Annotated in this window: 12 protein-coding genes and 1 pseudogene; 9 read left to right on the forward strand and 4 right to left on the reverse strand. The window is 52.1% G+C overall.

Features of this window, described 5'->3' with window-relative positions:
• The first annotated feature begins 146 nt into the window (after window positions 1-146).
• Window positions 147-2,336 (forward strand): bifunctional diguanylate cyclase/phosphodiesterase, encoded by a 2,190-nt coding sequence (locus AACU94_RS04135; protein ID WP_130216876.1) that lies wholly within the window; start codon window positions 147-149, stop codon window positions 2,334-2,336.
• Window positions 2,337-2,386: 50 nt separating this feature from the next.
• On the opposite strand, the gene nupC is transcribed toward AACU94_RS04135, so the two are convergent.
• Window positions 2,387-3,589 carry a nucleoside permease NupC gene (nupC, locus tag AACU94_RS04140; protein ID WP_064526382.1) on the reverse strand — a complete coding sequence of 401 codons (1,203 nt, stop codon included), beginning with the start codon at window positions 3,587-3,589 and terminating at the stop codon, window positions 2,387-2,389.
• 298 nt (window positions 3,590-3,887) lie between these two features.
• Here nupC and AACU94_RS24675 point away from each other — a divergent pair, with 298 nt between their 5' ends.
• Both AACU94_RS24675 and AACU94_RS04145 read left to right on the forward strand, forming a co-directional pair.
• On the forward strand, window positions 3,888-3,944 hold the full coding sequence (locus AACU94_RS24675) for a hypothetical protein (RefSeq protein WP_418134935.1): 57 nt from the start codon (window positions 3,888-3,890) through the stop codon (window positions 3,942-3,944).
• Entirely contained in the window at window positions 3,925-5,163 is a 1,239-nt protein-coding gene (locus AACU94_RS04145; RefSeq protein ID WP_130216878.1) for an Nramp family divalent metal transporter, read from the forward strand. Before AACU94_RS24675 ends, AACU94_RS04145 begins: the two co-directional genes overlap by 20 nt.
• A 239-nt stretch (window positions 5,164-5,402) precedes the next feature.
• Here the strand turns inward: AACU94_RS04145 and ypeC are convergent, their stop codons facing one another.
• Both ypeC and AACU94_RS04155 read right to left on the reverse strand, forming a co-directional pair.
• On the reverse strand, window positions 5,403-5,729 hold the full coding sequence (gene ypeC / locus AACU94_RS04150) for a DUF2502 domain-containing protein YpeC (RefSeq protein ID WP_130216879.1): 327 nt from the start codon (window positions 5,727-5,729) through the stop codon (window positions 5,403-5,405).
• Window positions 5,730-5,843: 114 nt separating this feature from the next.
• Window positions 5,844-7,100, reverse strand: a complete 1,257-nt coding sequence (locus AACU94_RS04155) for an ion channel protein (RefSeq protein ID WP_130221973.1) — start codon at window positions 7,098-7,100, stop codon at window positions 5,844-5,846.
• 204 nt (window positions 7,101-7,304) lie between these two features.
• Here AACU94_RS04155 and glk point away from each other — a divergent pair, with 204 nt between their 5' ends.
• The 6 genes and pseudogenes from glk (at window position 7,305) to ptsP (ending at window position 14,741) form a co-directional block, all read left to right on the forward strand.
• Complete coding sequence (glk, locus tag AACU94_RS04160; protein ID WP_130216883.1) at window positions 7,305-8,270, forward strand: glucokinase; 966 nt, start codon at window positions 7,305-7,307, stop codon at window positions 8,268-8,270.
• A gap of 218 nt (window positions 8,271-8,488) precedes the next feature.
• Window positions 8,489-8,815: a PTS fructose transporter subunit IIB gene (locus tag AACU94_RS04165; protein WP_000038455.1), complete on the forward strand. Its 327-nt coding sequence runs from the start codon at window positions 8,489-8,491 to the stop codon at window positions 8,813-8,815.
• Window positions 8,816-8,836: 21 nt separating this feature from the next.
• A pseudogene (locus AACU94_RS04170) lies at window positions 8,837-10,083 on the forward strand (PTS fructose transporter subunit IIC).
• Window positions 10,084-10,098: 15 nt separating this feature from the next.
• Complete coding sequence (gene ypdF, locus AACU94_RS04175) at window positions 10,099-11,184, forward strand: aminopeptidase (protein ID WP_135488976.1); 1,086 nt, start codon at window positions 10,099-10,101, stop codon at window positions 11,182-11,184.
• On the forward strand, window positions 11,184-12,221 hold the full coding sequence (gene ypdE, locus AACU94_RS04180) for an aminopeptidase (protein ID WP_130216886.1): 1,038 nt from the start codon (window positions 11,184-11,186) through the stop codon (window positions 12,219-12,221). Before ypdF ends, ypdE begins: the two co-directional genes overlap by 1 nt.
• A gap of 24 nt (window positions 12,222-12,245) precedes the next feature.
• Window positions 12,246-14,741, forward strand: coding sequence for a phosphoenolpyruvate--protein phosphotransferase (ptsP, locus tag AACU94_RS04185; RefSeq protein ID WP_130221970.1), 2,496 nt, complete (start codon window positions 12,246-12,248; stop codon window positions 14,739-14,741).
• 2 nt (window positions 14,742-14,743) lie between these two features.
• On the opposite strand, the gene AACU94_RS04190 is transcribed toward ptsP, so the two are convergent.
• Window positions 14,744-15,601, reverse strand: coding sequence for an AraC family transcriptional regulator (locus AACU94_RS04190; RefSeq protein ID WP_135488977.1), 858 nt, complete (start codon window positions 15,599-15,601; stop codon window positions 14,744-14,746).

The following is a 15,601-nucleotide window of genomic DNA, read 5'->3' on the forward strand; positions in this document are numbered from 1 at the left end:
ACAGTCTACCTCCCAGGTTAGTGTTGCCTGTTGGAAACATCATTGGATGAAATATCGGCAACAGGTCGGTCCCTGTTTGCTTCGCGATGCGAATAAACATATTATTTGTGTGCCTTAAAACCCCGATCAGTGAGAGTAGTGTACTCATGTTTGTGGAGCATAACCTGATAAAAAATATCAAGATATTTGCACTAGCGTTTACGCTCACCGTGGTACTTATTCAGCTATCCCGTTTTATCTCGCCACTTGCTGTTATCCATTCCAGCTATATTTTCCTGGCGTGGATGCCACTGTGCGTAATGCTATCAATATTCTTTATCTTCGGCTGGCGCGGTGTCGTTCCCGTTTTATGCGGAATGTTTTGCACCAATCTGTGGAATTTTCATCTCTCATTTTTGCAAACCGCCGTCATGCTTGGCAGCCAGTCGTTTGCTGTGCTGTGTGCCTGCGCAATATTACGCTGGCAGTTGGGAACGCGTTGGCGCTACGGATTAACCACCCGAAACGTATGGAAACGTCTCTTCTGGCTTGGTTTGGTGACGCCGTTCGGCATCAAAGGCAGCATGTATCTCGTGGGCAGGTTCTTTGATTTCCCACTAAAGATATCAACCTTTTTCGGCGATGCCGACGCGATTTTCACGGTCGTTGATTTACTAAGCCTTTTCACCGCCGTGTTGATTTACAACATGCTCTTTTACTATCTCACTCGCATGATTGTAAGTCCTCACTTTGCGCAGATATTGTGGCGCAGAGATATCGCACCGTCGCTGAGTAAAGAAAAACGCACATTTACCTTAAGTTGGCTGGCGGCTCTTAGCGTTCTGCTACTTTTGATGTGCACGCCTTATGAAAACGACTTTATCGCCGGTTATCTGGTACCTGTTTTCTTTATCATCTTTACCCTTGGTGTCGGTAAACTTCGTTATCCGTTTTTAAATCTTACCTGGGCTGTATCGACGCTTTTCCTCCTGAATTACAACCAGAATTTTTTACAAGGGGTGGAAACAGAATATTCGCTAGCATTTATTCTCGCGGTGCTGATTTCCTTTAGCGTTTGCCTGCTTTACATGGTACGCATTTATTATCGTAGCGAATGGCTTAACCGTCGCTGGCATTTGCAGGCACTGACCGATCCGTTAACGCTATTACCCAACTTTCGTGCACTGGAGCAATCGCAGGAGCAAGAGGCTGGTAAGAGTTTTTGCTGTCTGCGCATTGATAATCTTGAGTTTATGAGTCGCCATTACGGGTTAGTAATGCGCGTTCATTGTATCCGCTCAATTTACCGTACATTGCTGCCATTGATGCAGGAAAACGAAAAGTTGTATCAATTGCCGGGGAGCGAATTGCTGTTGGTACTGACCGGGCCGGAAACGGAAGGGCGGCTACAGCATATGGTTAACGTTCTCAACAGTCGGCAAATCCACTGGAACAACACCGGGCTGGATATGGGCTATGGTGCTGCCTGGGGACGTTTTGACGGTAATCAGGATACCCTGCAGCCAATGCTGGGGCAGTTAAGCTGGCTGGCAGAACAATCCTGCGTTCATCATCACGTGCTGGCGTTGGATAATCGAGAAGAGATTGCATCCGGGCAGACAACCAAACAGGTGTTGTTACTCAATACAATCCGTAAGGCGTTAGATAAGGGTGATTTGCTGCTCTATGCCCAGCCAATTCGCAACAAGGATGGAGAAGGTTACGATGAAATCCTTGCGCGTCTGAAATACGACGGCGGCATAATGACGCCTGATAAATTTTTGCCGCTTATTGCCCAATTTAACCTTAGCGCGCGATTCGATTTACAGGTGCTGGAATCCCTGCTGAAGTGGCTGGCAACCCACCCTTGCGACAAGAAAGGCCCGCGCTTTTCAGTCAATTTAATGCCGCTCACTCTGCTGCAAAAGAATATCGCCGGGCGAATTATTCGTCTGTTTAAACGTTACCGTGTCTCCCCGGAGGCTGTGATTATTGAGATCACTGAGGAGCAGGCGTTTTCTAACGCAGAAAGCAGTATGTACAATATCGAACAACTGCATAAGTTTGGCTTCCGTATTGCGATTGATGACTTTGGCACAGGCTATGCCAACTACGAACGGTTAAAACGTTTGCAGGCTGATATCATCAAGATTGATGGCGTCTTCGTTAAGGATATCGTCACTAATACACTGGATGCGATGATAGTGAGATCAATTACCGATCTGGCGAAAGCGAAGTCATTGAGTGTGGTTGCGGAGTTTGTCGAGACGCAACAGCAGCAGGCGCTATTGCATAAGCTCGGGGTGCAATATCTGCAAGGGTATTTAATTGGTCGCCCGCAACCATTAGTTGATTAACAGGCGTAAAAAAGCCGGGGAATTATCCCCGGCTTTTCTAATGGATTCGCTTACAGTACCAGTGCTGCGATTGACGCAGACAGCACACTCACCAGCGTAGAGCCGTAAACCAGTTTCAGACCGAAGCGAGAAACCACGTTACCTTGCTCTTCGTTCAGGCCTTTAACGGCACCCGCGATAATCCCGATAGAAGAGAAGTTAGCGAAGGATACCAGGAACACAGAGAGGATACCTTCAGCACGCGGAGAGAGCGTGGAAGCAATTTTCTGCAGATCCATCATTGCAACGAACTCGTTGGAAACCAGTTTGGTTGCCATGATGCTGCCAACTTGCAGTGCTTCACTGGAAGGAACACCCATCACCCATGCAATTGGATAGAAGATGTAGCCCAGAATGCCCTGGAAGGAGATGCTGTAGCCAAACCAGCCAGTCACGGTAGCAAACAGAGCGTTCAGTGCAGCGATCAGGGCGATAAAGCCGATCAGCATTGCGGCAACGATAATGGCCACTTTGAAGCCTGCCAGAATGTATTCGCCCAGCATTTCGAAGAAGCTCTGGCCTTCGTGCAGGTCGGACATCTGAATGTTTTCTTCGCTGGCATCAACACGGTAAGGGTTGATCAGCGACAGCACGATAAAGGTGCTGAACATGTTCAGTACCAGCGCAGCAACGACGTATTTCGGTTCCAGCATGGTCATGTATGCACCAACGATGGACATAGAAACGGTGGACATCGCCGTGGCTGCCATGGTGTACATACGATTACGGGAGATTTTGCCGAGGATATCTTTATAGGCGATAAAGTTCTCGGACTGACCCAGAATCAGGGAGCTGACGGCGTTAAAGGATTCCAGTTTGCCCATGCCGTTGACTTTGGAGAGCAGGAAACCAATTGCACGGATAATCACCGGCAACACGCGAATGTGCTGGAGAATACCAATCAGCGCAGAGATAAAGACGATTGGGCATAGCACTTTCAGGAAGAAGAATGCCAGGCCTTGATCATTCATGCTACCAAAGACGAAGTTAGTCCCTTCGTTGGCAAATCCGAGCAGTTTTTCGAACATTTCGGAGAAGCCTTTCACGAAGCCCAGACCAACGTCGGAGTTCAGGAAGAACCACGCCAGTAACACTTCGATAACAAGCAGTTGAATAACATAACGGATACGAATTTTTTTGCGGTCGCTGCTTACCAGCAGTGCGAGAATCGCAACAACGGCAAGTGCCAGTACAAAATGAAGGACGCGGTCCATATTTGCTCCAAATATGAGGCAGGTTAAATTTCCGTGCACATTCTATGTAACATGGGTAAGGAAAACGAGATCTGACACACACTATAATGACGTCCTGTGACAAGCTTCAAAAATAGTGACCTGTCATACATTTTTTCTATGTTGTGTATGGAAGCTGAAAGTTATGTAAATGTGCTAACATTAAACATAATTATAACATTCAAATCATCAATCTTTTCGTAGTCATAATCCTGGTCTATCAGAGAAATCACCATAATCCATTTAAATGAATTTGATAATCATTCTCGTTTGACATAGCATGAAACATAGCAAAGGCTATGTTTTAGAGGCACAAGATGACGAACTATCGCGTTGAGAGTAGCAGCGGTCGGGCAGCGCGCAAGATGAGGCTCGCATTAATGGGACCTGCGTTCATTGCGGCAATTGGTTATATCGATCCCGGTAACTTTGCGACCAATATTCAGGCGGGCGCCAGCTTCGGCTATCAACTGCTGTGGGTGGTCGTCTGGGCCAACTTAATGGCGATGCTGATTCAGATCCTCTCGGCCAAACTCGGGATTGCCACTGGTAAAAATCTGGCGGAGCAAATTCGCGACCACTACCCACGTCCGGTAGTCTGGTTCTATTGGGTCCAGGCGGAAATTATTGCGATGGCGACCGATCTGGCGGAATTTATTGGTGCGGCGATCGGTTTCAAACTCATTCTTGGTGTTTCTTTATTGCAGGGGGCGGTGCTGACAGGTATCGCCACCTTCTTGATTTTAATGCTGCAACGTCGCGGGCAAAAACCGCTGGAGAAAGTAATTGGTGGGCTTCTGTTGTTTGTTGCCGCGGCTTACATTGTTGAGTTGATTTTCTCCCAACCGAATCTGGTGCAGTTGAGCAAAGGTATGGCGATACCGAGTTTACCGACCTCGGAAGCGGTCTTCCTGGCGGCTGGCGTGTTAGGGGCGACGATTATGCCGCACGTGATTTATCTTCACTCTTCGCTTACCCAGCACCTACACGGTGGTTCACGCCAGCAACGTTACTCTGCGACCAAATGGGATGTGGCGATTGCCATGACCATCGCTGGCTTTGTCAATCTGGCGATGATGGCAACGGCTGCCGCCGCGTTTCACTTTTCTGGTCATACTGGTGTTGCCGACCTTGATGAGGCTTACCTTACGCTGCAACCGCTGTTAAGCAATGCTGCGGCAACGGTTTTTGGTTTAAGTCTGGTGGCGGCGGGGCTTTCGTCAACGGTAGTGGGTACGTTGGCAGGGCAGGTGGTGATGCAGGGGTTCATTCGCTTTCATATTCCGCTGTGGGTACGCCGTACGGTAACCATGCTGCCGTCATTTATTGTCATTCTGATGGGATTAGATCCGACACGGATTCTGGTTATGAGTCAGGTGCTGCTCAGTTTTGGTATTGCTCTGGCGCTGGTGCCGCTGCTGATTTTCACCAGTGACAGCAAGTTGATGGGCGATCTGGTGAATAGCAAATGGGTTAAACAAATCGGCTGGATGATTGTGGTGCTGGTGGTAACGCTGAATATCTGGTTGTTGGTGGGAACGGCATTGGGGCTGTAGTTGAATGAGCGCCGCATCAGGCACCACTGGCGGATGCGGCGTAAACGCTTTATCCGACCTACGCGTTAAATGGAGCGGGTTTGTAGGCCTGATAAGACGCGCAAGCGTCGCATCAGGCACCACTGGCGGATGCGGCGTAAAACGCCTTATCCGCCCTACGCGTTAAATGAAGTGGGTTTGTAGGCCTGCTAAGACGCGCAAGCGTCGCATCAGGCATTGCGCTCCATTAGCGAATGTGTTTAATGACGATGCCCATGTCCACGGCCTTTTCCGCGATGATCATCACGGTCGCGCCAGCCTTCGCGATAGCCACGCTCATACGCTTTACGCTTATCCCAGCCACGGTGATAGCCATTATCATGACGCCACCAGCGGTTTTTACGCCATTCATAATTACGGTGCCAGTAGTCACGATCGCGCCAGTGGCCGCCGTCCCAGTAGTTACCATAATTATCGCGATCGCCAATTTGTAATTTAATTGATGGCAGTAAGGTAATTTCACCTGCGTTTGCTGCAAGCGGGATAAATGCCATCAGGGCGGCCGCCAGAAACAGTGACCTGAACATTGTTATTCTCCTTCACGATCGAAGCCGTCAGCGGCCTGTTAACGCAATATTACGGGGAGGTAAAGCCCCGTTTCATCGCCATAACTCTTAAATCATAAGGGAGAGCATTTTTTGCTAAAGGTTATCGTGGGGTGGCTGTTGTTTTGGACGATTCACCATCATCATCGGTTTACCTGCCAGTAATAACCATGCAGGAAGCATGACGATACACAGTAGCGGTAACAATGTGGAATCAGGTACAACGACCGCCGCCATAAACAAACTTAGCCAGCCATCGCGCGTTACCACCAGTACGAGGCCGAGAATCGCGCAGGAAACGGTAATGGCCGCTGGAACGGCGGGAACGTGCGCATGCAGCATCAAACCTAACGCTACGCCGACAAATACCGCCGGGAAGATTCGCCCGCCGCGAAACCCGCTGGCGGCGGCAATGACCAGGGCGGCAAGTTTGATTACCGCCAGCAATAAGTAATCGCTGGTGCTGAAAGCCTGATTTGTCACCATCTGCTGCATCTCGTCCAGCCCTTTAAATAGCGAAACAGGCCCACCAATAACACCCAGAATACCGAGAATAAAGCCGCCAACCCCCAGCATGAGGACCGGATTTTTAATCTGATGCATCATCGCGTGCACCCGTGGGAAACACCACACTGCAACCATACCTGCCGCAATGGCGATCGCCGTCACAATTGCACCACTGATAATGTCTGCTAACTGCATCTGTCCGTAATGAGCAATGGGCAGCGAAAAATGAGGATGGATAAACAATCCGGTGGTTAGTGCGCCAGCCGCCGCTGCCATTAACGGCGCAAAGAGACGATCCCAAAGTGGAACGTCGTGGCTGCCATTTAAGGTTTGCGAAAATATCAACGCCGCCGCAACAGGAGTGCCAAACAGTGCGCCGATGGTGCCCGCAGAGGCTAAAATAGTCCACTCCATCCGGTTCACTCGTGGTAACAGACGCGCGCCAATCGCCACCGCGAGGGCGATATTGACGGTCATAATGGGATGTTCCGGCCCAAGACTGACGCCGCCCGCAAGACCGAGAATTAATGCTACGATCAGTCCTGGTAGCGCAGAGGGGGGGACTGGCGCGCCAATCAGCGCTTCACAGGCAGGATCCGGCCCGGCATGACCCCGGCTGAAACGGATGACTAGCCCAACAGCAGCCCCTGTCAGCGTTAAAATTCCGATGATCCAGAGCGGTGAATCCTGGGCTATCCCCAGACTTCCCGGCAGTCGTTGCCAGAGCAGATTCTGTAATACCGAGGCGATTTTCATTACCACCATCAGAATAAGACTGGACGCAATCCCAATTGCCAGAGCGGGGAGCGATAATAACAACATGGTTCTGGCTCGCGGATGGAGCATGTTCTATTCCTTTATGCGGGTTCAGATATTTAGTTTGCCCAGCTTGCATAAAGACATCGCTGCAATTGGTGCTGAAACGATAAAGTAAATGTGTGACCCAGATCGATATTTACAGGGAGCCCGCCTCTACGGCGTTGTTGTTATGCCCCCATGAACTTACAGTGTGAGAAAGAATTATTTTGACTTTAGCGGAGCAGTTGAAGAATGACAAAGTATGCATTAGTCGGTGATGTGGGCGGTACTAACGCACGTCTTGCTCTGTGTGATATTGCCAGTGGTGAAATCTCGCAGGCTAAAACCTATTCAGGGCTTGATTATCCCAGCCTTGAAGCGGTCATTCGCGTTTATCTTGAAGAGCATAAAGTCGAGGTGAAAGATGGCTGCATCGCCATCGCTTGCCCAATTACCGGTGACTGGGTGGCAATGACCAACCACACCTGGGCGTTTTCGATTGCCGAAATGAAAAAGAATCTCGGTTTTAGCCATCTGGAAATTATTAACGATTTTACCGCTGTATCGATGGCGATCCCGATGCTGAAAAAAGAGCATCTGATTCAGTTTGGCGGCGCAGAACCGGTTGAAGGTAAACCTGTCGCGGTGTACGGTGCCGGGACAGGGCTTGGGGTTGCACATCTGGTCCATGTCGATAAACGCTGGGTAAGCCTGCCTGGTGAAGGTGGTCACGTTGATTTTGCGCCAAACAGTGAAGAAGAAGCCATTATCCTTGAAATACTGCGCGCGGAAATTGGCCATGTCTCGGCTGAACGTGTGCTCTCTGGCCCTGGTCTGGTGAATCTGTATCGCGCGATTGTGAAAGCGGACAACCGCCTGCCGGAAAATCTCAAGCCAAAAGATATTACCGAACGCGCGCTGGCCGACAGCTGCACCGATTGTCGCCGCGCGTTGTCACTGTTCTGCGTCATTATGGGGCGTTTTGGCGGCAATCTGGCGCTCAATCTCGGAACATTTGGCGGCGTCTATATTGCGGGCGGTATCGTTCCGCGTTTCCTTGAGTTCTTCAAAGCCTCCGGTTTCCGTGCCGCTTTTGAAGACAAAGGGCGCTTTAAAGATTATGTTCATGATATTCCGGTCTATTTAATTGTGCACGATAACCCTGGGCTTCTCGGTTCCGGTGCACATTTACGCCAGACCTTAGGCCACATTCTGTAAATCCTTCCTGTCCTATCGGGAGGTGACTCTCCCGATAATCTTTTAAATCAAACAGTTAATTCAATTTTTCTTTGTGTCTCTTCACAAGGCCGACCTGCGTCACACTTCCGCACTACGGGATTAATTCTCCAGTAAATGCATTATTTATCTGGTAACGGCAATTTGTTTTGCACGTTCATAATTTCATTCGTCAACTATAAACGAACGAGGAAATAACGATGAGTAAGAAACTGATTGCCTTATGTGCCTGCCCAATGGGCCTGGCTCACACCTTTATGGCCGCCCAGGCGCTGGAAGAAGCGGCGGTGGAAGCCGGCTATGAAGTGAAAATTGAAACTCAGGGCGCGGATGGTATCCAGAACCGCCTGACGGCGCAGGATATCGCCGAAGCGACCATCATCATTCATTCCGTGGCAGTAACACCAGAAGATAACGAACGTTTCGAATCACGCGACGTTTATGAAATCACTTTGCAGGACGCAATTAAAAACGCTGCGGGCATCATCAAAGAAATCGAAGAGATGATTGCCGCTGAACAACAGTAATATTCGACAGGGATAATTATTATGGCCATTAAAAAACGCAGTGCAACCGTTGTGCCTGGCGCATCCGGTGCGGCAGCGGCAGTTAAGAATCCGCAGGCCTCTAAAACCAGCTTCTGGGGTGAACTCCCGCAGCATGTGATGTCAGGGATTTCACGCATGGTGCCGACCTTAATTATGGGCGGTGTGATCCTCGCTTTCAGCCAGCTGATTGCTTATAGCTGGCTTAAAATTCCCGCAGACATCGGCATTATGGATGCTCTTAATAGCGGGAAATTTTCCGGTTTCGACCTCTCCTTACTGAAATTTGCCTGGCTGTCGCAGTCCTTTGGCGGCGTGCTGTTTGGCTTTGCCATTCCGATGTTTGCCGCTTTTGTGGCGAACTCTATTGGCGGAAAACTGGCGTTCCCGGCTGGGTTTATCGGCGGGTTGATGTCTACCCAGCCACGCAACTGCTGAACTTTGATCCCAGCACTATGCAGTGGGCGACCTCTTCACCAGTCCCATCTACCTTCATTGGTGCGCTGATTATTTCTATCGTCGCGGGTTACCTCGTGAAGTGGATGAACCAGAAAATCCAGTTACCAGATTTCCTGTTAGCGTTCAAAACCACATTTTTGCTACCGATTCTTTCCGCCATTTTTGTCATGCTGGCGATGTACTACGTCATCACCCCATTTGGTGGCTGGATCAACGGCGGTATCCGTACCGTGCTGACCGCTGCTGGTGAGAAGGGCGCGCTGATGTACGCAATGGGCATTGCTGCGGCGACCGCAATCGACTTGGGTGGTCCAATCAACAAAGCAGCTGGTTTCGTCGCCTTCAGCTTTACCACCGACCATGTATTACCAGTCACCGCGCGTTCTATCGCTATCGTTATTCCGCCGATTGGTCTGGGTCTGGCGACCATTATCGACCGTCGTTTAACCGGCAAACGCCTGTTCAACGCCCAGCTTTATCCGCAGGGTAAAACCGCTATGTTCCTGGCGTTTATGGGGATCAGTGAAGGTGCGATTCCGTTTGCGCTGGAAAGCCCCATCACCGCCATTCCGTCCTATATGGTTGGCGCGATTGTCGGTTCCACCGCTGCTGTCTGGCTGGGTGCAGTGCAATGGTTCCCGGAATCCGCTATCTGGGCGTGGCCGCTGGTCACTAATCTGGGCGTCTATATGGCGGGGATCGCGCTGGGAGCAATCATTACTGCGCTGATGGTGGTGTTCCTGCGTCTGATGATGTTCCGCAAAGGCAAATTGTTAATCGATAGCCTGTAAGAAGGAAAAATCCAGATGACATTACTCGCTTCGCTGCGCAACTGGCTTAAGACGCAACAACTGGATGCGGTGCTTCTCTCCTCACGGCAGAACAAACAGCCGCATCTGGGGATCTCCACCGGATCAGGTTATGTGGTGATTAGCCGTGAGAGTGCGCACATTCTGGTGGACTCGCGCTATTACGCGGATGTAGAAGCCCGCACGCAAGGCTACCAGCTGCATTTGCTCGACGCGATGCACACGCTTGCCACCATCGTCAGGCAAATCATTGCCGATGAGCAGTTGCAAACGCTCGGTTTTGAAGGCCAGCAGGTGAGTTGGGAAACCGCGCACCGCTGGCAGTCTGAACTCAATGCGAAACTGGTAAGCGCCACGCCGGATGTGCTGCGGCAAATCAAAACGCCAGAGGAGGTGGAGAAAATCCGCCTCGCCTGTGGGATTGCCGATCGTGGCGCAGAGCATATTCGCCGCTTTATTCAGGCGGGGATGAGCGAATGCGAGATAGCCGCTGAACTGGAGTGGTTTATGCGCCAGCAGGGCGCAGAAAAAGCCTCTTTTGACACCATTGTCGCCAGCGGCTGGCGTGGGGCGCTGCCGCACGGTAAAGCCAGCGACAAGATTGTTGCAGCAGGCGAGTTTGTCACTCTCGATTTCGGTGCGCTGTATCAGGGTTACTGCTCTGATATGACGCGCACCTTGCTGGTGAATGGCGAAGGGGTGAGCGCCGAATCTCACCCGCTGTTTGACGTGTATCAGATTGCCCTGCAAGCACAGCTGGCGGCAATCTCCGCGATTCGCCCCGGCGTGCGCTGCCAACAGGTTGACGATGCCGCGCGCCGGGTCATTACAGAAGCCGGTTATGGCGACTATTTCGGTCATAACACCGGTCATGCTATCGGCATTGAAGTACATGAAGATCCGCGCTTTTCACCGCGGGACACCACGACGCTACAGCCAGGCATGTTACTGACCGTGGAGCCGGGGATTTATTTGCCAGGGCAAGGGGGCGTGCGCATCGAAGATGTTGTGCTGGTCACCCCGCAAGGCGCAGAAGTGCTCTACGCCATGCCGAAAACAGTGTTGCTCACGGGAGAGGCATAATGGATTTATCGCTATTGAAAGCGTTGAGCGAGGCAGATGCGATCGCCTCGTCGGAACAGGAAGTGCGGCAGATCCTGCTGGATGAAGCGGATCGCCTGCAAAAAGAAGTGCGATTTGACGGCCTGGGATCGGTGCTGATCCGCCTCAATGAATCGACAGGTCCGAAAGTGATGATCTGCGCCCATATGGATGAAGTGGGATTTATGGTGCGCAGCGTCTCCCGCGAAGGGGCGATTGATGTGCTGCCAGTTGGCAATGTGCGCATGGCTGCCCGCCAGCTGCAGTCGGTGCGGATCACTACCCGTGAAGAGTGCAAAATTCCCGGTCTGCTTGATGGCGAGCGGCAGGGGAATGATGTCAGCGCCATGCGCGTGGACATTGGCGCGCGCTCGTATGACGAAGTGATGCAGGCAGGAATTCGTCCAGGCGATCGCGTCACGTTTGATACTACTTTTCAGGTTCTCCCCCACCAGCGGGTGATGGGGAAAGCCTTTGATGACCGCCTCGGTTGCTATCTGCTGGTGACGTTACTGCGCGAACTGCACGACGCCGAATTGCCTGCGGAAGTGTGGCTGGTGGCAAGTTCCAGCGAAGAGGTGGGATTACGCGGCGGGCAAACTGCCACCCGCGCGGTGTCGCCGGATGTCGCCATTGTGCTTGATACCGCCTGCTGGGCGAAAAACTTTGATTATGGCGCGGCTAACCATCGCCAGATTGGTAACGGGCCGATGCTGGTGTTAAGCGACAAGTCACTGATTGCGCCGCCAAAACTTACCGTCTGGATCGAAACCGTGGCGGCAGAAATTGGCGTGCCGTTACAGGCGGATATGTTCAGTAACGGCGGCACGGACGGTGGAGCGGTGCACTTAACCGGTACTGGCATACCAACAGTGGTGATGGGGCCAGCAACCCGCCATGGACATTGCGCCGCATCGATTGCCGACTGCCGCGACATTTTGCAGATGCAGCAGCTTTTATCTGCCCTTATTCAACGTCTTACGCGTGAGACGGTTGTTCAACTGACGGATTTCAGATGATCTCCTGATTAACCCGGAGCGGTTATGCTAACGATTCAATTTCTCTGTCCTTTGCCTAACGGTCTTCATGCCCGTCCGGCGTGGGAACTTAAAGAACAGTGCAGCCAGTGGCAAAGCGAAATCACCTTCATCAACCATCGCCAGAACGCGAAGGCGGATGCCAAAAGCTCGCTGGCGCTGATTGGCACCGGCACCTTATTTAATGACAGTTGCAGCCTGAACATTAGCGGCAGCGATGAAGAGCAGGCGCGGCGCGTGCTGGAAGAGTACATCCAGGTGCGCTTTATCGACAGCGACAGCGTCCAGCCGACGCAGGCAGAACTGACGGCGCACCCGCTGCCGCGTTCATTAAGCCGCCTGAATCCTGATTTACTGTACGGCAATGTGCTGGCAAGCGGCGTCGGCGTGGGTACGCTGACTCTGTTACAGAGCAACAGCCTCGACAGTTATCGGGCAACCCCGGCCAGTGCGCAAGACTCCACCTGGCTGGAACACAGCCTGGCAACGCTTGCCGAGCAACTGAACCAGCAGCTGCGCGAGCGCGACGGCGAAAGCAAAACCATCCTAAGCGCCCATTTGTCGCTGATTCAGGATGATGAATTCGCGGGCAATATCCGTCGCCTGATGACAGAACAGCATCAGGGGCTGGGAGCGGCGATCATCAGCAATATGGAGCAGGTTTGTGACAAGCTTTCTGCTTCTGCCAGCGATTATCTGCGCGAGCGGGTCAGCGACATTCGTGATATCAGCGAACAGTTGCTGCATATTACCTGGCCGGAACTGAAGCCGCGCAACAATCTGGTGCTTGAAAAACCGACCATTCTGGTGGCTGAAGATTTAACCCCAAGCCAGTTTTTGAGCCTCGATTTGAAAAATCTCGCAGGCATGATTCTGGAGAAAACCGGGCGCACCTCGCATACTCTGATTCTGGCCCGCGCCTCGGCGATCCCCGTTCTTAGCGGCCTGCCGCTGGATGCGATTGCCCGTTATGCTGGGCAACCGGCGGTGCTTGACGCCCAGTGCGGCGTACTGGCGGTAAATCCTGATGACGCGGTGAGCGGTTATTATCAGGTTGCGCAGACGCTGGCGGATAAACGTCAGCAACAACAGGCGCAGGCCGCCGCGCAGTTGGCCTATTCCCGTGATAACAAGCGTATTGATATTGCGGCGAATATCGGCACCGCTCTGGAAGCACCAGGCGCGTTTGCCAACGGCGCGGAAGGCGTCGGGCTGTTTCGTACCGAAATGCTCTATATGGATCGTGACAGCGCGCCGGACGAACAGGAGCAATTTGAAGCCTACCAGCAGGTATTACTGGCGGCGGGCGACAAACCGATTATCTTCCGCACGATGGACATCGGCGGTGATAAAAGCATTCCTTACCTCAACATTCCCCAGGAAGAGAACCCGTTCCTCGGCTATCGCGCGGTACGTATTTATCCGGAATTTGCTGGCCTGTTCCGCACTCAACTGCGGGCGATTTTGCGCGCTGCCAGTTTCGGCAACGCCCAGTTGATGATCCCGATGGTCCACAGCCTTGATCAGATCTTATGGGTGAAAGGTGAGATCCAGAAAGCGATCGTTGAGCTTAAGCGCGATGGCCTGCGTCATGCAGAGACGATTACGCTTGGGATCATGGTGGAAGTGCCGTCGGTGTGCTACATCATCGATCACTTCTGCGATGAGGTCGATTTCTTCAGTATCGGCTCCAACGATATGACCCAGTATCTGTATGCGGTCGATCGTAATAACCCGCGCGTATCGCCGCTGTATAACCCGATTACGCCATCGTTCCTGCGCATGTTGCAGCAGATAGTTACCACTGCGCATCAGCGGGGCAAATGGGTAGGCATTTGCGGTGAACTGGGCGGTGAAAGCCGTTATCTGCCGCTACTGCTTGGGCTGGGCCTGGATGAGCTGAGTATGAGTAGCCCGCGCATTCCGGCGGTGAAAAGCCAGCTTCGTCAACTGGATAGCGAGGCGTGTCGGGAACTGGCGCGTCAGGCATGTGAATGCCGCAGCGCGCAGGAAATTGAAGCGTTACTCACCGCGTTTACGCCGGAAGAAGACGTTCGCCCACTGCTGGCGCTGGAGAATATCTTCGTTGATCAGGACTTTAGCAATAAAGAGCAGGCGATTCAGTTTCTGTGCGGCAACCTCGGCGTTAACGGGCGTACTGAACATCCGTTCGAGCTGGAAGAGGATGTCTGGCAGCGGGAAGAGATTGTCACCACTGGCGTTGGTTTTGGCGTGGCGATCCCGCATACCAAATCACAGTGGATCCGTCATTCCAGTATCAGCATTGCCCGGTTGGTGAAACCGGTTGACTGGCAGTCAGAAATGGGCGAAGTCGAACTGGTGATCATGCTGACGCTGGGCGCTAACGAAGGGATGAATCATGTGAAAGTCTTCTCGCAGCTGGCGCGTAAACTGGTGAATAAAAATTTCCGCCAGTCGCTGTTCGCCGCGCAAGATGCACAAAGTATTCTGACGCTGCTGGAAACGGAAATAACTTTCTAAACTTAGCCCTGAAAACGTGCGCTGTACTCTCCCGGCGTCAGACCAAACTGACGCCGGAAAACGCGACAAAAATAGTCGCTATCCGGAAACCCGCAACGCTGCGCCACTTCATGAATCGACAGATGATATTTTTGCAAAATCATCCTCGCTTTTGCCATTCGTACCCAGCGAACATACTCGATAAAACGCATCGTCCCATGTTGCGCAAACAGTTTTGACAGATGATTGGGCGTGATATTAAAAAATTGCGCCACACTCTCGCGGGTGAGTGGTTGGGCGTAGTTATCCTGAACCCAGTTACAAATGCTGTGGTAGAGAAAATCGCCGCGCGGTTGCGAATTGCCCGGTGGCATGTTGACCACGTTGCGGCAAAGATGCAGCAAACTTAACACCAGTGGCTGAATGATACTCTGCTCCAGCGGCGAACGGCTGAGATGGGTGAGGGCGGTGAGCATTGCTTCACCTTCGCCGCGTTGCAGGCTGGGAAGCTGGATCTGGCGAGCAGGATGCAACAACGACGTGGTGCGGCTATCGTAAAACGATAACCCCAGCCAGGTCGGCGCAAACACCAGGCTTAACAGCATTACCGGTTTGTGGTTGACCGGTAAATTAGCCGCGCGCGCCGGAATAAACAGCATTTCTCCTTCCACCATACGCTGCTGCTTTGCTTCCAGCAGATTGCCATATTCGCCGCGCAGCACAATATCCAGTCGGGGAAAATCAATACACAAACTGCCTACCGGCAGCGAGGCGGGCTGGCAGGCAAACCAGACGCGCCCAAGCAGTTGCGGGTTAAGCACCAGGCCGCTGAACAGATCGGCGAAAAATTGTTGATCGGCGGGCAAGCCTGCTGCTTTCAT

It is taken from the genome of Escherichia sp. E4702 (assembly GCF_963883545.1).
GTDB lineage: Bacteria > Pseudomonadota > Gammaproteobacteria > Enterobacterales > Enterobacteriaceae > Escherichia.